The sequence below is a fragment of the Thiohalophilus sp. genome, assembly GCF_034522235.1.
GTDB lineage: Bacteria > Pseudomonadota > Gammaproteobacteria > UBA6429 > Thiohalophilaceae > Thiohalophilus.
Genome location: NZ_JAXHLN010000003.1, coordinates 1,151,569 through 1,167,969 on the forward strand (window position 1 = coordinate 1,151,569; position 16,401 = coordinate 1,167,969).

The following is a 16,401-nucleotide window of genomic DNA, read 5'->3' on the forward strand; positions in this document are numbered from 1 at the left end:
GACACCACAGACTGCAGGCTTGAAATCTATCGGGACGCGCCTATAACAGCCGCAGTTACAATGATTCGTTATATCAAATGTGATCCCGGCATCCAGCCGGGTTAAAGCGACAACGGAGCCAGAACATGAGCATGCAAGCGGTCATCGAGGAAAAACTCGCCCAACAGATTCATCCCTCGCATCTGCAGGTGATCAACGAAAGCGGCAACCACAATGTCCCGCCGGGTTCCGAATCCCATTTCAAGGTGGTGATCGTCGCCGACAGTTTTGACGGTAAACCCCTGATCGCCCGCCATCGGATGATCAACGAGGTCCTGGCCGAGGAGTTGCAGAACAATATCCACGCCCTGGCGCTGCATACCTACGCGCCGGACGAATGGCAGGAGACCGGCCAGGCGCCCGACTCCCCACCGTGTCATGGTGGGGGTAAATAAGGTGCTAGGTGCTAGTTACTAGGGGCTAGTATTACGGGACTATCCGGCTGCCCCACTTTTGGGAGCGTTGCGGCATGTGATGTTGTTTCTAGCAACTAGCCCCTAGAATCTAGTATCTGGTTCTCCTGGTGGCATTTGCAGGTAAAAACCCAGTTGTTCTATCGTGGCGATCACGTCGGCGCCGGTACAGCGGGCCAGTTGGCGTTCCGGCGTGAGTGCCAGTTCCAGAAACCGTTCGGTTTCCCCCAGCAGACCCAGAATATTATCCGGCACGGCGGACCAGTCATCCTGTTCTGGCAGGTAGATGTATAAACCGGGTTTGCGACGGCTGCGATAGACGTAACAGTTGATCGTATTCAATTGATCGTCACCTGCGATGTGGCCTCGGCCAGCGCCGCTTCAATCTGTTGTAACCGCTGTTGCGCCTCGGGCAGGGCGTGCCCCTGTTGTTGGGTCTGTTCCAGCAGGGTTTTCGCCTCCGGGTAGATCGTGCTGAGCTGTTCGGCATCGAACAGCTGCAGGGCGGCGGCGACGGCCTGTTGCGATTCGCTCAACAGGGAAGGCACCAGTTCGCTCTGGCCGATGGGCGATTCGGGGAGGATCAAATCGGCGACGAAGACCTCGTCGGCCAGCCGGTTGTGCAGCTGGCGGGCCTGATCTTCCTCCTCCAGTTTGCCCAGCGCCACCGGATCGTTGGCGGCGCCCTGGCGCACCGCGGCCATGATTACCTCGATCAGCCGGTTGACCGCCTGTTTGATCTCGTTGTGATTGCCCGGCAGGGCACAGCACTGGACATAACTTTGATCCAGGCGCTCCTTGATATCCAGGATCACGTCGCTCTCGCTGTTGGGCTCCAGTTCGACCGCTTCCTGTACCAGATCGCGAAAATAGCGCAGGAAGTGTTCGAGCTCCGCCTCGTCCTGTTCGCGCGCCTGGCGGACCTGAGCCGCGTCGATCGTATCGGCGTCCGCAAACAGGGGATTGCGGTACTTGCGTTGCAAGTGCCGTTCGCGGGGGCCGGGCTGACTGCTGAATTCAATGGGCATGGTATCCATGTTAGGTCAGGGTTCACGACATTATAAAGCTATTTGTCGCAGCGACGGGAGGCGAGTCTGTTATTATCTGAGCGCCCAATACCCTGTTGGAATGATGATGTTATTTGAAGAGCTGGATTACCGCACCACGCCCATCGGTGAGCTGAGTCTGCGCCGGCGTTATGATCCGCGGCTGGAAGCCGAGGTCTACGAGATCAAGCTGGGTGAGGACTTTCTCATGACCAGTCACTTTACCGCCTCGGAGATCGCCCTGGCGAATCTGGGGCTGGCGGAACTCGACGGGACGGCGCATGACATCGTGGTGGGGGGACTCGGACTGGGCTACACCTCGCAGGCGGTACTCGACCATGACACGGTACGCGCACTGCTCAATGTCGAGGCGCTGGCGCCGGTGATCGACTGGCACCAGCGGGGCCTGTTGCCACTGGGCGAACGCCTGCGTGATGATCCGCGTAACCGGTTTGTGTCGGGCGATTTCTTTGCATTGGCCGCCAGTGAGACCGGTTTCGATCCCGAGCAGCCCGGCCGGCAATTCGACGCGATCCTGGTGGATATCGATCACGCGCCGGATCATCGACTGGATGCCCGGCATGACAGCTTCTATGCCCCTGACGGGTTGCGTGCGCTGGCGCGACATCTGCGCCCGGGTGGCGTGTTCGGTCTGTGGTCCAATGAACTGCCCGATCCCGCGTTTACCGCGCAACTGGCCGGTGTCTTTGCCGAAGCCCGTGCCGAGCCGGTGAGTTTTTACAATCCGTATCAGGGCAAGGAATTCACCCAGTGTGTTTATCTGGCACGTATTGCCGGCTGATTTTCAGGCACAAAAAAAGACCGGCGCACTGCCGGTCTTTGAGCCCTGGGAAGTAACCTTGCAGGGTCAGACGCAGCCGGTCGGCTTGGGCAGTCCGCCCCACTTGCAAATCAGTTTCATCGGGCCTCGCTTGAAAATGTCATACAGCTCCTTGGAGGAGACGCCCGTCTGTTTGGCAAATTTGCGAATCGGCGGGACCACGCCGTCTTCTTCGTACATATGCCGTGCCTGATGGATCAGGTCCATGATTTGATCATCAATTTCTATTTCGTCTTGCTTGGCGAGTTCTTTGGCGACCTCTTCCGACCAGTCATCACGATCGAGCAGAAAGCCTTCGCCATCCAGATTCAGTTCCACTGTTGTCCTACCTCTTGATTGAGAATTTGTTTTTTGGGGCTAACCCAAAACATGTTTATAACCTTAGCAAAAGACTCGGGTATTTGGCAAGGCTTTGCCGTGCTTTTTCCGCGTCAAAGGCGAGGTTATCGGGTGTTCGACCGTGCCCGGATAGTGGCGGCCAGTCCGGCGGGGTCCAGCGGCTGCCGGGTGTCGATCCGCAGAACGTAGCGGCTTTCGGCCGGATCCAGCGGATCGTGGTGTTGCAGCTGGGACTCGAGTACCGCCAGATCCGCCTCGGAGGCGTCCCGTCCGGCGGCCTGGCGCTGGCGAATCCGCTGGCGCAGCACCTCGGGCTCCGCCTCCAGCGCCAGGATATGCAACGGCACCCCGCACGTGTCGGCCAGCGCAACAAACGGGGCGCGCCGGGCCCGCTGCAAAAAAGCGGCATCGACGATCACCGTGTAGCCGGCCTGTAACAGGCGGCGGCTTTGTTCCTGCAGATGTCGATAGAGCCGGTCGCTGGCGGCCGCTGAATATTTGCCGGTGCCGATTCCCTGTTCGTCGGGTGCACTGCCGAACAGGCGTTCGCGCTCCACATCCGAGCGTAGACGCACGGCGCCGAGCTGTTGCAGTAACTGATCGGTGACGGTGCTCTTGCCGCTGCCCGAAAAACCCAGGGTGATCAGCAGGGCGGGACTGTCGGCGCGGATAGTGGCCCTGGCCTGATCCAGATAATGGGCCAGTTCCTCTCGATGGGTCGCTTCATCGTGCTGGGCCAGCTCGATGGCGGCCACCTTGGCCCGCACCATGGCGCGATAGACCCGGTAGAAGGGCAGCAGGTCCAGCCCGGCATAATCGCCGGTTTGCTCCAGATAACGGTTGAGAAAATACCAGCCCAGGCCACTGGCCGCATGGGCATCCAGATCCATGATCAAAAAGGCGATTTCGTTCAGGGTATCGATCCAGCGCAGGGCGGGATCGAACTCGATGCAGTCAAAGGCGATGACCCTGTCCTGCCACAAGGCGATGTTGCGCAGATGCAGATCGCCGTGACATTCGCGGATAAAGCCGTCACGGCGGCGTTGTTCAAAACGTTCCGCCTGCTGCGTGAGCTGTTTTTCACTCCACTGCTCCAGTTCGGTCAGCCGGGGATCGTCGGCCAGTTGCGGCGCCTGCCGGCGGATCTGGCGAAAGTTCTCCTCGCAGGGATGGCGCACCGCCGCCAGGCTGCCGTAATCACTGTCCGCCGGCGCCGCCGGTAATTGCTGATGAAACTCACCGATCAGCTGCGCCAGCTGATCGAGGTGTTGTTCGCTCAGTTGTTGCTGTTGTAACAGTTTGTCAAACCCCTCTTCGGGATCGAACTGGCGCATCTTCAGGGCATATTCGATCACCGATCCTTCATGCGCTTCGGGATCGCCGATCACCATGCCTTCGGCGCTGTCGATCACCGCCAGCACATCAAGATAAATTGGCGCGGCCAGGCGACGATTAAGGCGCAACTCTTCCTGACAATAGTAATGGCGTTTGTCGAGCGTACTGAAATCGAGAAAGCCGAGATCCAGCGGCTTTTTGAGTTTGTAGGCGAATTCCCCGGTAAGCAGGACCCAGGAGATATGGGTTTCAATCAGCTGGATAGTGTCGACCGGATGCGGATAGGCCTGCGGGTGTTGCAACGCCGTCAGCCAGGCTGGAGTCTGCGGGTCACTCATTGCTACACTGAGGTTATCGGGTTCATGGTTACAGCCTAGCGCTGATGGGTTATCGGAACAATACATATGTCGGGATTACAAGCCACGCGCATGCGTCTGGACAAGTGGCTCTGGGCGGCACGGTTTTACAAGACCCGCGCACAGGCAATGGAGGCAATCAACGGTGGCCATGTGCGGCTCAACGGTCAGCGCGCCAAGCCCGGCGCAGCGCTGCAAATCGGCGATCAGATCACCGTGCGCAAGCCGTCGCTGAGGTTTGAACTGACGGTACAGGCACTGTCGCAACGCCGCGGACCGGCCAATGTCGCGCAACAGTTATATAAAGAGCATGCCGAGAGCATTGTCCGGCGTGAAACGGAGCAGGCGGCCAGAAAGGAACAGGCGCGGCTCAACCCGCGCCCCAAACGCAAACCGGATAAACGCGAACGGCGCAAGATCATCCGCTTCGTCAACAAGTACGATCAGGAGAGTTCATGAGCCGTCCCGAGACACCGTTATTAACCGTGGACACTATCATACGGTTGATCGATCGGCCCGATGAACCGCTGGTGTTGATCGAGCGTAAAAATCCGCCGCCGGGCTGGGCCCTGCCCGGCGGGTTTGTCGATATCGGCGAGACGCTGGAACAGGCGGCGGTGCGCGAGGCGCACGAGGAGACCGGCCTCAAGATCGAATTGCAGCAATTGCTCGGTTGCTATTCGGATCCGGCCCGCGACAGCCGCGGCCACACCGTGAGCGCGGTTTATATTGCCCGCGCCACGGGACAGCCGCAGGCGGCGGACGATGCCCGCGCCATCAAACTGGTGAGCCTGACGGATCTGCCGGAGAATCTCGCCTTTGATCATGCACTTATACTCGCTGACTATCGGCATTTTCTGGCCACCGGCGAGAGCCCGCCGCTGCGGCGGTGACGGGGTTGTATCGCGAAAATTCGACCCTATATTTTCCGACAAGCTAAATTTTTAAATTTCCAAATCTCAGGAGAAATCCATGGCGACCGTAGATCTGACGACTGAAAACTTTAAAGATGTGATCGAGCAGAATGATTTTGTGATTATCGACTTCTGGGCGCCGTGGTGTGGTCCCTGCCAGTCCTTCGGCCCGGTCTATGATGAAGTATCCGAAAAGCACGACGACGTTGTGTTTGCCAAGGTCAACACCGAGGAACAGCAGGAACTGGCCGGCATGTTCAATGTCCGTTCCATTCCGACCCTGATGATCTTCCGCGAGCAGGTTATCCTCTTCTCCGAAGCCGGCGCAGTGCAGCAGTCCGCGTTTGAAAAACTGATCGAGGATGCCAAGGCCCTGGATATGGAAAAAGTCCATCAGGAAGTGGCCAAACAGCAGCAGGAACAGGAACAACAGGCCCAGTCCTGATCTTTTAAAATTTCTCACCACCAAGACACGAAGACACCAAGGAAAGATACTTTAAAGTTTTCCTTTTGGTGTCTTGGTGTCTTGGTGTCTTCGTGGTGAATATCTTTTTTTCACATTAACCCGCGAAACGGCTGCACCTCGACCAGGGTGCCGGCCTCGATGTTGTCGGCTTCCAGCGGCAGGATGATAAAGCAGTTGGCACGGCTCATGCCGCTGAGGATATGCGAGGCCTGCATGCCGGCGGCGCTGACTGTGAGCTTGCCCTGTTCATCGCGGTGCAGGATGCCGCGCTGAAAGTCGGTGCGCCCGGCGCGTTTTTTCAGGGCTTCACTGCAGGGGACCTGGAAGGTCAACGGCGGTTCGGCCGTCTCGCCCATCAGGTGCCGCAGGGCGGGCAGGGCAAACTGGTAGAAGGTGGCCATCACCGACACCGGGTTGCCCGGCAGGCCAAAGAACCAGGCCTGTTTGACGCGGCCGAAAGCCAGCGGCTTGCCCGGTTTCATGGCGATCTTCCAGAAGCTGACTTCACCCAGTTTATCCAGGGTCTGCTTGACGTAATCGGCTTCACCGACCGAGACGCCACCGGAGGTGATCACGGCATCGGCCTGATCGGCGGCCTGTTCAAATGCGGCTTCGATCGCTTCGGGCACATCCCGTATCACCCCCAGATCGAGAATCTCCACATCCAGCTGACGCAGCATACCGAACAGGGTATAGCGGTTGCTGTCATAGATTTGCCCTTCCTCCAGTGCTTCACCGACCGGACGCAGTTCATCACCGGTGGAGAAAAACGCCACCTTCAGTTTGCGCCGTACCTTGATCTGCGGCACGCCCAGTGAGGCGAGCAGTCCCAGTTCGGCAGCCTGCAGACGTTGCCCCTGTTTGAGGACCACCTCATCGACGGCGATATCCTCGCCGGGATGGCGTACGTTCTGACCTTCATTATGAGCGGCAGCGAAAGTGATCCGGTCGCCGTCGGCGCTGGCGTGTTCCTGCATGATCACCGTGTCGGCGCCGTCGGGCAGCTTGGCCCCGGTCATGATGCGCACACACTGTCCGCCCTGCACCGCATGATTAAACGGGGTGCCGGCATAGGCCGTGCCGATCATATCCAGGGTCACGTTTCCCTCGGCAGGCAGGTCCGCCGCGCGCAGGGCATAACCGTCCATGGCCGAGTTTGTGTACGCGGGGACATTCAGCGGGGAACGGATATCCTGTGCCAATACATGGTTATGCACCTGCATCAGCGGCAGTTCGATTGTGTCGACAAGCGGGGTGATGTTCTGGTGAATCTGCTCCAGCGCCTGTTCCACGCGCAGGTTGTTGGGATCAAATTCGTCGCAGGAGGGTTTGGCGGACATAGTCGGTTACTCGATAAACGGGGTTGCCATTGGGACGACGGATTATGCCATATCAGCCGCGGTTCTGCTGAATGTATGCCTCGACAAAGTCTGCAATGGCAGAGGGATCATTGATATCCAGCAGGGGTAAATCACCTGCCGCATGCGCGGGCAATTCGGTGATCAGGGCGATGATATCGGGATCCTGCGGATGCAGCGGCGAGTGGGTGACCACCTCACGATAGACCTCGAGTTTGGGATAGGCAACATGTTTGAATCCCTCGGCCAGAATCAGATCGAGATTGGCACAGTCCAGCTTGTTGATCAGTTCGCCCAGTTGCGGATCGTGATCCTGTTGTGGCGTTTCGGTGATCAAGGCCCAGCGGTACTGCGAGGCGACCAGCATCTGATCGGCGCCGGCATGGCGCAGTTCATAACTGTCCTTGCCGGGGTGATCGATATCAAATTGATGATGGGCGTGCTTGATCACCCCGATGCGATAACCGTGATCCCGCAGTAGCGTGATCAGCTGGGTCAACAGGGTGGTTTTACCGCTGCCGCTGTAGCCGACAAAACCGAGTAACGGGCAGGGAGCATCGATCATGTGATTCAGATATCCAGTTGTTGCGGTTCGTTGATATTGAGCAGCGCCCGGGGCTGATCGGCATAATCCACCACGGCGTGCGGTTGACTGCGAATCCACTCCTGTACCCGGTGTTCGCCCTGCTCATAATAGCTCCGCAGTGCAGCTTCACAAGAGCGGTGCAGCAGACAGAAGGTGCCGTGCAGCCGCTGTCCGTCACTGACCGAGACCAGCGGCACCTGTTCACGGCGGGCTGCCGCACACAGTCGTTCGACCAGATCGTTCGGCAGGGACGGCGTGTCACAGGGGACGAAACAGAACCAGTCACCCTCGCACTGTTGCAGCGCGCTGTAAAAGCCGGCCAGGGGACCGGCATAATCGGGCCACTGGTCCGCAAAGACCGGATAACCGTAACGCCGATAACTCTCTGCATGGCGATTGGCGTTAATGCACAGGCGCGCGACCTGCGGTCGCAACCGTTCGCAGACCTGTTCGATCAACGGGCGTCCCTGATACAGCAACAACCCCTTGTCCTTCCCCTGCATGCGCCGCGCCCGGCCGCCGGCCAGGACAATGCCGGTCACCTCAGTCGGTTCGGGAAAATTCATATTGCAGAGTATCGCAGCTTGAAAGGGATTTCACCACTTGAAAGTGATTCACCACCAAGACACGAAGACACCAAGTAAATCTTCTGTATTTCTTGAAACCTATTTCTACTAGCGACGAAGACTGTCTGTCGTCGCTGACATTGGTAAACTGGAGTGATCGTTCCGGCTCCTTGAATAATTTTTCTTGGTGTCTTCGTGTCTTCGTGGTTAAGCATTTGTTGTTTTATTCGGCAAACTCGATCGCCTCACGAATGGCGTCGATGCCGGCTCTGGCGCATTCGTCATCCACATCACCGGTGATCTTTTTCGCCGGGGCGCCGGAGATGCCGACGGCACCGTAGAAATGACCACCGATCCGTACCGGCACACCGCCGCCGATCAACAAGACCTCCGGTGCAAAGCGCAGGTTGTCGAAGTTGCCTTCCTGCATGTCCAGCGTGGAGGTCTGAAAGCTGGCGGCGGTCTGCGCTTTTAAGCGGCTGACGTCGATGGTGTGGGTGCCGGCCAGCGGGTCGCGCGCCATGGCCAGCAGTTTGCCGTTGCGATCGACCACGCTGGCGGTGACCTGATAGCCTTGTTTGCGACAGGCCTGGGCCGACTCGACGGCCAGCTGATTGGCCAGCTCGAAGGAGAGGACCCGGGTGGTGACATAGGCCGGCTCGGCGGCGGCGATCGGGCTCAGCAGTAAAGCCGGAAGCAGGACGAAAGCAAGATAGCGTTTCATGGTGGTTTAGTCCTCAATGGCGGTTGGTTGATGTTGTTGTAATGCCCACAGCACATGTTCGCGCACCAGTTCGGAAGGGTGGTCGGTGCGGGCCTGCAGGGCGGCGATTACCTCCGGCGAGGTGGCCGCGTTGCCCAGTGCCACGGCGATATTGCGCAGCCAGCGTTCGTGGCCGATACGGCGAATCGCCGAGCCTTCCAGGTTCTGATTGAAAGTGACTTCATCCCACTGGAAAAGTTCCACCAGGCGCGCATCATCCAGGCGCTGGCGCGGATCGAAATCCGGCTCACGACTGGTGTCGGCAAACCGGTTCCAGGGACAGTACAGCTGGCAGTCATCACAGCCATAAATGCGGTTGCCCATCGGCTTGCGCAATGCCACCGGGATCGAGCCTTTCAGCTCGATGGTCAGATAGGAGATGCAGCGTCGCGCATCGACCACATAGGGTTCGACAATGGCGTTGGTGGGACAGACATCGATACAGGCCTGGCAGGTGCCACAATGGTTACTGGCCGGGTCATCCACCGGCAGGGGCAGATCGGTATACAACTCGCCGAGAAAAAACCAGGAGCCGGTATTCCGTTGCAGCAGGTTACTGTGCTTGCCAATCCAGCCCAGGCCGGCTTTTTCCGCCAGGGCTTTTTCCATCACCGGCGCGCTGTCGACAAAGGCGCGATAACCGAAGGGCCCGATCCGGTGCTGGATACGATCGGCCAGCTGTTGCAGGCGCTTGCGCATCAGCTTGTGATAATCGCGTCCCAGCGCATAGCGCGAGACATAAGCCTTGTCGGGGTGATCCAGCAGCGCCTTGAGATCGAGCGTCTCCTCGGGCAGATAATCGAGGCGCACGCTGATAATGCGCAACGTTTCGGGGACCAGTTCGCCCGGCCGGCTGCGTTTTGTCCCGTGTTCGGCCATCCATTGCATGTCGCCCTGGTAATCCCGGGCCAGCCACCGCTGCAGACGCGTTTCATACTCGCCCAGATCGGTATCGGTGATGGCGGTCTGCTGAAAACCGAGCTCGGCGCCCCACTGTTTGATCTCAGCCGCCAGCGTCGACCAGTCGGGTTTGTGCGCGGCTTGCTTGTTTTGCTGCTGACTCATGATCATAATCATAGCCTTATGACTCATCTGCCGCATGATCTTTATACCGCCGACCAGTGCCGCGAACTCGATCGCATCGCCATCGAGGAAGAGGGCATGTCCGGTTCAATATTAATGGAGCGCGCCGGCGAGGCCGCCTGGCGGCTGCTCACGCGGCGCTGGCCCGAGGCGCGCCGCATCGCCGTGGTATGCGGCACCGGCAATAACGGTGGCGATGGCTACGTGGTCGCCCGGCTGGCGCAGGCCGACGGGCGCGAGGTCCGCGTGCTGCAGGTCGGGGATCCGGACAAATTACGCGGCGACGCCCTGGCTGCCCTGCAGCGGCTGCAGGGCATGGAGGTGGTTCCCGAGCCGTTTGCATCGCAACCGATCGAGGATCTCGATCTGCTGGTCGATGCCCTGCTGGGAACCGGTGTCCAGGGGCCGGTGAATGAGCCCTACGCCACGGCGATCGATTGGCTTAATGCCAGCGGCAAGCCGGTCCTGGCGCTGGATGTCCCCTCCGGTCTGGACGCCAACACCGGTCAGGCAGGCGGCCGGGCGGTTTGCGCCGATGCGACCCTCACGTTCATCGGTCTGAAGACGGGGCTGTTGACCGGTGATGCATCCGATTATGTCGGCGAGCTGGTATTCACCTCCCTCAATCTGCCAGCCAGCGTGCGGGCGCGCGTGAGTCCGGTGGCCCGGCGGCTCGACTTTGAAGCCTTACGCCAGCACCTGCCGCGCCGGCCGCGCAACAGCCATAAAGGGCTGTACGGCCATGTGCTGATCCTCGGCGGGGAGCAGGGTATGAACGGCGCGGCCCGGCTGGCCGGCGAGGCGGCTCTGCGCGCCGGCGCCGGGCGGGTGAGTATTGCCACCCGCGCCGTCCATGCGGCCACACTCAACAGCGGCCGGCCCGAACTGATGTGCCACGGTGTGGAAGACAGCCAGGCGCTGCAGGCGCTGATCGATCAGGCCACGGTGCTGGCGGTGGGCCCCGGTCTGGGGCAGGGCGAATGGGGCCGGATGATCTGGCAGGCGATCGCGGCGCGCGACACGCCGCAGGTGGTGGATGCCGATGCGCTGAATCTGCTGGCCGAGAACCCGCAGTGGGCCGGGCAGCGGATTCTCACCCCCCATCCCGGCGAGGCCGCGCGCCTGCTGAACCTGACCCCGGCCGAGGTGCAGGTCGATCGGCTGGCGGCGGTGCGCCGCCTGCAGGCGCAGTTCGGCGGGGCGGTGGTGCTCAAGGGGGCCGGAACGTTAGTCAGCACTGACGCGGGTAACAGCGTCTGCACTGCCGGCAATCCCGGTATGAGCAGCGCCGGCATGGGCGATGTGCTCACCGGAGTGATCGCCGCCCTGCTGGCCCAGGGGCTGGCGCCGGCGACGGCCGCGCAACTGGGCGTCTGCCTGCATGCCTCGGCGGCGGATCAGGGCGCCAAAGCCGCCGGTGAACGTGGCCTGCTGGCCGGGGATCTGTTCGGCCCGTTGCGGCGGCTCGTCAATGGGTGATTGCGACGAATAAATTCTTTACCGTCGGTGCATGCCGTTGGGCGATAAATTCCGCTAAGCTTGGATCAATGGAACAGTACCTCGAAAACGAAGCGGCCACGCTGCAACTGGGCCGGCGGCTGGCCCGCCTCTGCGTGGCGCCCTGTCTGCTGTTTTTGCACGGCGAGCTGGGGGCCGGCAAGACCACCCTGGTGCGCGGCCTGCTGCAGGAGCTGGGGCACTCAGGTCCGGTCAAAAGCCCGACCTATACCCTGGTCGAGCCCTATTACTTTGATCATAAAAAGGTTTTTCACTTCGATCTGTACCGGCTCGGGGATCCCGAAGAGCTGGAATACCTCGGCTTTCGGGATTACCTGGATGGTCACTCCCTCTGTCTGGTGGAGTGGTCCGAGCGCGGCGCGGGCCATCTGCCCCATCCCGATGTGGAGGTCTATCTGGAACCCAGCGGCGAGGGTCGCCAGGCGCGGCTGATTGCTCACGACCAGGCCGGTGAGGCACTGCTGGCCCGGCTGGAGCCGTTTTGACCGAATTTTCTCGAAAAAACTCTAGAAAACCAGGCTATCTTCATAATAAATATCATTTTTTACTTGATTTCTTTCCCGGCCCGGCACAATAATTAAAGACAGGTAAAACGGGAGGGGAAAATGCGTCCAGCTCAGGCGTTGCTACTGCTGATGCTCTCGATTGTGCCGTTCACCGCGACAGCGGCCGAGGTGCAAGTGGAAGGCGTGCGTATGTGGCCGGCCCCGGATCATACCCGGCTGGTGCTGGACCTGAGCGAGCCGGTGGACCACAGCCTGTTTTCCCTGGAAGGCCCGGATCGGGTGGTCGTGGATCTGAAAAAGGCCCGTTTTCCCGGCACCCTGCCGGGCTTTGCCTATGATGGCGCGCTGATTAAAAATATCCGTTATGCCCACCGCGAGAATGATCAGCTGCGCTTTGTGCTGGATCTCAAATCCCGGGTCAAACCCAAAAGTTTTGTCCTCAAACCACAGCGCGAATACGGTCACCGGCTGGTGATCGACTTGCACCAGCCGCAAAGCGAGCAAAGTGCGCCGACGGTAACCAAGTCGGTCAATGACGGCAAACCGCGGGATGTCGTCATTGCCATCGATGCCGGTCACGGCGGTGAGGATCCGGGCGCGCTAGGTCGGCGCGGCACGCGTGAGAAGGATGTGGTCATGGCCGTGGCCCGCAAGCTGGAAGCGATGGTGGCCCAGGCGCCGGGGATGAAACCGGTCATGATTCGCACTGGTGACTATTATCTGAGCCTGCGCGAACGGGTGGAAAAAGCGCGGCGCGCCCAGGCCGATCTGTTTATCTCTATCCATGCCGATGCCTTCCATGATCGTCGTGCGCACGGTTCCTCGGTCTATGTGGTCTCCGACGGCGGCGCCAGTAGTAAGGCAGCCCGCTTCCTGGCCGAAAGCGAAAACAGCGCGGATCTGATCGGCGGGGTCAGTCTGGACGACAAGGAAGATCTGCTGAAGATGGTGCTGGTGGACATGGTGCAGAACTCCACGATTGAAGAGAGTCACCGGGTCGCCAGCGAAGTGCTCGGCAGTCTCAAGCAGGTTAACCGTCTGCACAAGCGGCAGGTGGAACAGGCCGGTTTCCGGGTGCTCAAGGCGCCCGATGTGCCGTCGATCCTGGTGGAAACCGCTTTCATCTCCAATCCCGCCGAAGAGCGTAAACTGCGCAGCCCCACCCATCAGCGCGAACTGGCCCGCTCCATCTTCGCCGGGGTGAAACGCTACTTTGCCCGCCATGCCCCGGCCGGGACCGTGCTGGCCGAACGCAAGCCGCAACGTCACCGGATCGACCGTGGCGACACCCTGTCCGGTATCGCCGCCCGCTACCGGGTCAGCGTCTCGTCCATCAAACAGCACAACGGCCTCTCTGATAATCTGCTGCGCGTCGGCGAGGTGCTGCAGATCCCCGTGATCTGAAAAGCAATTTTGAATTTTGAATGTTGAATTCTGAATTAACAGATCCACAATCCAAAATTCAAAATTCAAAATTCAAAATTATATATCTCCCGCCTCTGCGTCATCCGCGTTTTTAAACCCGGTCTCGTCACGAAGCCAGTTCCCCTTTTTAAATAACGCGGTTAAGCTATTCGCATGCAACCCGCCCGCCGTTATCAGCCCGATGCGATGATCCAGCGCCTGCCGTCGACCCTGGCCAACCAGATTGCCGCCGGGGAGGTGGTGGGGCGGCCGGCGTCGATCGTCAAGGAGCTGGTGGAAAATGCCCTGGATGCCGGGGCCAGCCGGATCGAGGTGCAGATTCGCCAGGGCGGGCTGGAGGCGATCCGGGTCAGTGATGACGGTTACGGCATTCGTCCCGACGAGCTGGAGCTGGCAGTCAGTCCGCATGCCACCAGCAAGATTGCCTCGCTGGCGGATCTGGAGAATATCGCCAGCCTCGGGTTTCGTGGCGAGGCGCTGGCCAGTATCGGTTCGGTGGCCCGCCTGACGATTGAATCCCGGGTCAGCGAGGCCGAGTCGGGCTGGCGTCTGAGTCTCAGCGGACGGGATACGCCGCCCGAGCTGGCGCCGGCCGCGCATCCGGTCGGCACCAGCGTGAGCGTCTCGGAACTCTTTTATAATACCCCTGCGCGGCGGCGCTTTTTGCGTACCGAACGCACCGAGTATCGCTACATCGAGGATATGCTCAAGCGCCTGGCCCTGAGCCGTTTCGAGGTCGGTTTTACCCTCACGCACAACCAGCGGGAAATTTTCCGTCTGCCGCCGGCCGCGCAGCCGGCGCAGCGTGCCCGCCGGGTGGAGCGGCTGTGCGGCAAGGCCTTTTATCGCCAGGCCTGGGCGCTGGATTTTTCCCAGGAGGGGCTGCGCCTGAGCGGCTGGCTGGGGGGACCGCAGGCGGCCCGGGCCCAGGCCGATCTGCAGTATGTCTATGTCAACGGGCGCAGCGTGCGCGACAAGCTGATCAACCATGCACTGCGCCAGGCCTGTCAGCCGCGGCTCTATCCCGGCCGCCATCCCGCCTGGGTGCTCTATCTGGAACTGGATCCCCTCAAGCTGGACGTTAATGTGCATCCCACCAAACATGAAGTCCGCTTCCATGAAGCACGCCGGATTCATGATTTTCTGGCGCACGCGGTCAGCGAGGCACTGGATCGCGCCGCGCCGGCGGCCGTCGCCCCGGCGCCGGCGTCCGGAGCGAAACGGGAGGATTTTTATACCCCGGCGGAAGGCAATATTCCTGCGACGTGGCAAATCCGCGAAGCGGTCGCGGACGGCTCGCCGGCTCCCGCCGGGTCCGGTGAGGACGAGACGCGCGAGGTCGCCGGCGACTGGAACATCGTTGCCGCGCTGGCAGAGGGCTATCTGGTCGTGGCGGAAGAGGGCGGGCTGCTGCTGGTGAACGGTCAGGCGGTGCGCCGCGCGCAACTGGCCGAACGGCTCGCCGACACGCCGCTGCCCGCCCGGCCGTTACTCATCCCGCAAACGCTGGAACTGTCAGCGGCGGCGGTACAGTGGCTGGAGCAGCAGGAGGCGTGGCTGGCCGGCTGCGGTTTTGATCTGACGGTGATCAGCGAGACGGCGGTGCGGGTGCGCCAGATCCCGGCGCTGGGTGCGCAGACTGACCTCGCCGCCCTGTTGCCCGACCTGGTCGCCGCCGCCCGGGCGGGGGAACCGGCGGCGCAGGCGCTGGCAAAGGCGATCAGTCGCCATCAAACCTGGAGCGCGGCACAGCAACAGGCGCTGGTCCGCGATGCCCTGCGCTGGCAGCCGCACGCGCGCCCGGCTCGTTACTGGGTGCGCTGGGACAGCCGCATGTTGCAGGGACTGTTCGCGCGCTGATGGCCCCGACGCGCGAACGGCCAACGGCGATCGTTCTGATGGGGCCGACCGCCTCGGGCAAGACCGAGCTCGCCGTGCGCCTGGTGCGGGAATTGCCGGTGGAGATCGTCAGCGTCGATTCGGTGATGGTCTACCGGGGCATGGATATCGGGTCGGCCAAGCCGGCACCCGAGGTGCTGGCCGAAGCGCCCCACCGGCTGATCGATTTTCTGGATCCGGCCGAGGCCTGTTCGGCGGCCCGCTTTGCCGAACTGGCCCGTCGGGAAATGGCCGAGATCACCGCCGCCGGGCGCATTCCCCTGCTGGTCGGCGGCACCATGCTCTATTTTCGCGCCCTGATCCACGGCCTCGCCCGCCTGCCGGCGGCCGATGCCGCGCTGCGCGCGCGGCTGGCGCAGGAGGCGCTTGAACGGGGCTGGGCGGCGATGCATGCCCGGCTGGGGGAGGTGGATCCGCAGGCCGCCGGGCGCATTCATCCCAACGATCCCCAGCGTATTCAACGCGCCCTGGAAGTTTTTGAGCTGACCGGCGTGCCCCTGAGCGATCTTCAGCAACAAAATGAACCGTTGCCCTGGCAGTTTGTCAAACTGGCACTGATTCCCTCGGATCGGGCGGTATTGCATGAACGCATCGCCGCCCGTTTTGCCCGGATGCTCGAGCAGGGTTTTGTCGACGAGGTCGAAGCCCTTTTTGCGCGCGGGGATTTGCACGAGCAGATGCCTGCGATCCGGGCCGTGGGGTATCGCCAGCTGTGGCACTACTTGCAGGGCAGGATCAACTATACTCAAATGCAGGAGCAGGGCGTGGCGGCGACGCGCCAGCTGGCCAAGCGCCAGCTGACCTGGCTGCGCAGCGAGCCGGGGGTCCGGACATTCGACGCCCTGGATCAAAAAAGCGGGGATCAGGTCTTGAAATGGTTACGTTGCTCACCCATTGATACAGAATGAGTGTGCTAAGATGAATTTGTATTTTGATTGATTATTTATA

Annotated in this window: 19 protein-coding genes; 10 read left to right on the forward strand and 9 right to left on the reverse strand. The window is 60.9% G+C overall.

All coding sequences use genetic code 11. The features are described 5' to 3' along the window. Positions 1-125: 125 nt before the first annotated feature. Positions 126-434 carry a BolA family protein gene (locus U5J94_RS08580; RefSeq protein ID WP_322565232.1) on the forward strand — a complete coding sequence of 103 codons (309 nt, stop codon included), beginning with the start codon at positions 126-128 and terminating at the stop codon, positions 432-434. A 102-nt stretch (positions 435-536) separates the two neighbouring features. Here U5J94_RS08580 and U5J94_RS08585 read toward each other — a convergent pair whose 3' ends face one another. Then, positions 537-794, reverse strand: a complete 258-nt coding sequence (locus tag U5J94_RS08585; protein ID WP_322565233.1) for a YcgL domain-containing protein — start codon at positions 792-794, stop codon at positions 537-539. Continuing rightward, a complete protein-coding gene (locus U5J94_RS08590) occupies positions 791-1,489 on the reverse strand; it encodes a hypothetical protein (protein ID WP_322565234.1) in 699 nt (232 codons plus the stop codon). Before U5J94_RS08590 ends, U5J94_RS08585 begins: the two co-directional genes overlap by 4 nt. Before the next feature lie 91 nt (positions 1,490-1,580). Here U5J94_RS08590 and U5J94_RS08595 point away from each other — a divergent pair, with 91 nt between their 5' ends. Then, complete coding sequence (locus tag U5J94_RS08595; RefSeq protein ID WP_322565235.1) at positions 1,581-2,300, forward strand: hypothetical protein; 720 nt, start codon at positions 1,581-1,583, stop codon at positions 2,298-2,300. Positions 2,301-2,366: 66 nt separating this feature from the next. Here U5J94_RS08595 and U5J94_RS08600 read toward each other — a convergent pair whose 3' ends face one another. Both U5J94_RS08600 and U5J94_RS08605 read right to left on the reverse strand, forming a co-directional pair. Continuing rightward, positions 2,367-2,657 carry a TusE/DsrC/DsvC family sulfur relay protein gene (locus tag U5J94_RS08600; RefSeq protein ID WP_322565236.1) on the reverse strand — a complete coding sequence of 97 codons (291 nt, stop codon included), beginning with the start codon at positions 2,655-2,657 and terminating at the stop codon, positions 2,367-2,369. Positions 2,658-2,782: 125 nt separating this feature from the next. After that, entirely contained in the window at positions 2,783-4,351 is a 1,569-nt protein-coding gene (locus U5J94_RS08605) for an AAA family ATPase (RefSeq protein WP_322565237.1), read from the reverse strand. 66 nt (positions 4,352-4,417) lie between these two features. Here U5J94_RS08605 and U5J94_RS08610 point away from each other — a divergent pair, with 66 nt between their 5' ends. Genes U5J94_RS08610 through trxA form a run of 3 tightly spaced genes read left to right on the forward strand, consistent with a single transcriptional unit; the run spans position 4,418 to position 5,728 of the window. Then, positions 4,418-4,828, forward strand: coding sequence for an RNA-binding S4 domain-containing protein (locus U5J94_RS08610; protein ID WP_322565238.1), 411 nt, complete (start codon positions 4,418-4,420; stop codon positions 4,826-4,828). After that, a complete protein-coding gene (locus U5J94_RS08615; RefSeq protein WP_322565239.1) occupies positions 4,825-5,262 on the forward strand; it encodes an NUDIX hydrolase in 438 nt (145 codons plus the stop codon). The genes U5J94_RS08610 and U5J94_RS08615 overlap by 4 nt, the downstream gene beginning before the upstream one ends. A gap of 55 nt (positions 5,263-5,317) precedes the next feature. Further along, positions 5,318-5,728, forward strand: a complete 411-nt coding sequence (gene trxA / locus U5J94_RS08620) for a thioredoxin (RefSeq protein WP_416224207.1) — start codon at positions 5,318-5,320, stop codon at positions 5,726-5,728. A gap of 110 nt (positions 5,729-5,838) precedes the next feature. On the opposite strand, the gene moeA is transcribed toward trxA, so the two are convergent. The 5 genes from moeA to queG all read right to left on the reverse strand — a co-directional run bounded on the left by moeA (position 5,839) and on the right by queG (position 10,087). After that, on the reverse strand, positions 5,839-7,089 hold the full coding sequence (moeA, locus tag U5J94_RS08625) for a molybdopterin molybdotransferase MoeA (RefSeq protein WP_322565241.1): 1,251 nt from the start codon (positions 7,087-7,089) through the stop codon (positions 5,839-5,841). A 52-nt stretch (positions 7,090-7,141) separates the two neighbouring features. Next, positions 7,142-7,672: a molybdopterin-guanine dinucleotide biosynthesis protein B gene (gene mobB, locus U5J94_RS08630; RefSeq protein WP_322565242.1), complete on the reverse strand. Its 531-nt coding sequence runs from the start codon at positions 7,670-7,672 to the stop codon at positions 7,142-7,144. Between the two features lie 5 nt (positions 7,673-7,677). Beyond that, positions 7,678-8,259, reverse strand: coding sequence for a molybdenum cofactor guanylyltransferase MobA (mobA, locus tag U5J94_RS08635; protein WP_322565243.1), 582 nt, complete (start codon positions 8,257-8,259; stop codon positions 7,678-7,680). 223 nt (positions 8,260-8,482) lie between these two features. Continuing rightward, on the reverse strand, positions 8,483-8,983 hold the full coding sequence (locus U5J94_RS08640) for a heme-binding protein (protein WP_322565244.1): 501 nt from the start codon (positions 8,981-8,983) through the stop codon (positions 8,483-8,485). Positions 8,984-8,989: 6 nt separating this feature from the next. Beyond that, on the reverse strand, positions 8,990-10,087 hold the full coding sequence (gene queG, locus U5J94_RS08645) for a tRNA epoxyqueuosine(34) reductase QueG (protein WP_416224208.1): 1,098 nt from the start codon (positions 10,085-10,087) through the stop codon (positions 8,990-8,992). A gap of 18 nt (positions 10,088-10,105) precedes the next feature. Between queG and U5J94_RS08650 the strand changes: the two genes are divergently transcribed. The 5 genes from U5J94_RS08650 to miaA all read left to right on the forward strand — a co-directional run bounded on the left by U5J94_RS08650 (position 10,106) and on the right by miaA (position 16,361). After that, positions 10,106-11,584 carry an NAD(P)H-hydrate dehydratase gene (locus tag U5J94_RS08650; RefSeq protein WP_322565246.1) on the forward strand — a complete coding sequence of 493 codons (1,479 nt, stop codon included), beginning with the start codon at positions 10,106-10,108 and terminating at the stop codon, positions 11,582-11,584. 68 nt (positions 11,585-11,652) lie between these two features. Next, entirely contained in the window at positions 11,653-12,108 is a 456-nt protein-coding gene (gene tsaE, locus U5J94_RS08655; RefSeq protein ID WP_322565247.1) for a tRNA (adenosine(37)-N6)-threonylcarbamoyltransferase complex ATPase subunit type 1 TsaE, read from the forward strand. A 120-nt stretch (positions 12,109-12,228) separates the two neighbouring features. Then, positions 12,229-13,533 carry an N-acetylmuramoyl-L-alanine amidase gene (locus U5J94_RS08660; protein ID WP_322565248.1) on the forward strand — a complete coding sequence of 435 codons (1,305 nt, stop codon included), beginning with the start codon at positions 12,229-12,231 and terminating at the stop codon, positions 13,531-13,533. Positions 13,534-13,707: 174 nt separating this feature from the next. Continuing rightward, positions 13,708-15,414 (forward strand): DNA mismatch repair endonuclease MutL, encoded by a 1,707-nt coding sequence (mutL, locus tag U5J94_RS08665; protein WP_322565249.1) that lies wholly within the window; start codon positions 13,708-13,710, stop codon positions 15,412-15,414. Further along, positions 15,414-16,361 carry a tRNA (adenosine(37)-N6)-dimethylallyltransferase MiaA gene (gene miaA, locus U5J94_RS08670; RefSeq protein WP_322565250.1) on the forward strand — a complete coding sequence of 316 codons (948 nt, stop codon included), beginning with the start codon at positions 15,414-15,416 and terminating at the stop codon, positions 16,359-16,361. The genes mutL and miaA overlap by 1 nt, the downstream gene beginning before the upstream one ends. The last annotated feature ends 40 nt before the right edge of the window (positions 16,362-16,401 follow it).

Excerpts from the sequence above, each read along its gene's own strand:
- U5J94_RS08580 (WP_322565232.1), top strand. The coding sequence starts at position 126 with ATGAGCATGCAAGCGGTCATCGAGGAAAAACTCGCCCAACAGATTCAT.
- U5J94_RS08590 (WP_322565234.1), bottom strand. The coding sequence starts at position 1,489 with ATGGATACCATGCCCATTGAATTCAGCAGTCAGCCCGGCCCCCGCGAA.
- U5J94_RS08595 (WP_322565235.1), top strand. The coding sequence starts at position 1,581 with ATGATGATGTTATTTGAAGAGCTGGATTACCGCACCACGCCCATCGGT.
- U5J94_RS08605 (WP_322565237.1), bottom strand. The coding sequence starts at position 4,351 with ATGAGTGACCCGCAGACTCCAGCCTGGCTGACGGCGTTGCAACACCCG.
- U5J94_RS08610 (WP_322565238.1), top strand. The coding sequence starts at position 4,418 with ATGTCGGGATTACAAGCCACGCGCATGCGTCTGGACAAGTGGCTCTGG.
- U5J94_RS08615 (WP_322565239.1), top strand. The coding sequence starts at position 4,825 with ATGAGCCGTCCCGAGACACCGTTATTAACCGTGGACACTATCATACGG.
- moeA (WP_322565241.1), bottom strand. The coding sequence starts at position 7,089 with ATGTCCGCCAAACCCTCCTGCGACGAATTTGATCCCAACAACCTGCGC.
- mobB (WP_322565242.1), bottom strand. The coding sequence starts at position 7,672 with ATGATCGATGCTCCCTGCCCGTTACTCGGTTTTGTCGGCTACAGCGGC.
- mobA (WP_322565243.1), bottom strand. The coding sequence starts at position 8,259 with ATGAATTTTCCCGAACCGACTGAGGTGACCGGCATTGTCCTGGCCGGC.
- U5J94_RS08640 (WP_322565244.1), bottom strand. The coding sequence starts at position 8,983 with ATGAAACGCTATCTTGCTTTCGTCCTGCTTCCGGCTTTACTGCTGAGC.
- queG (WP_416224208.1), bottom strand. The coding sequence starts at position 10,087 with ATGAGTCAGCAGCAAAACAAGCAAGCCGCGCACAAACCCGACTGGTCG.
- U5J94_RS08650 (WP_322565246.1), top strand. The coding sequence starts at position 10,106 with ATGACTCATCTGCCGCATGATCTTTATACCGCCGACCAGTGCCGCGAA.
- tsaE (WP_322565247.1), top strand. The coding sequence starts at position 11,653 with ATGGAACAGTACCTCGAAAACGAAGCGGCCACGCTGCAACTGGGCCGG.
- U5J94_RS08660 (WP_322565248.1), top strand. The coding sequence starts at position 12,229 with ATGCGTCCAGCTCAGGCGTTGCTACTGCTGATGCTCTCGATTGTGCCG.
- mutL (WP_322565249.1), top strand. The coding sequence starts at position 13,708 with ATGCAACCCGCCCGCCGTTATCAGCCCGATGCGATGATCCAGCGCCTG.
- miaA (WP_322565250.1), top strand. The coding sequence starts at position 15,414 with ATGGCCCCGACGCGCGAACGGCCAACGGCGATCGTTCTGATGGGGCCG.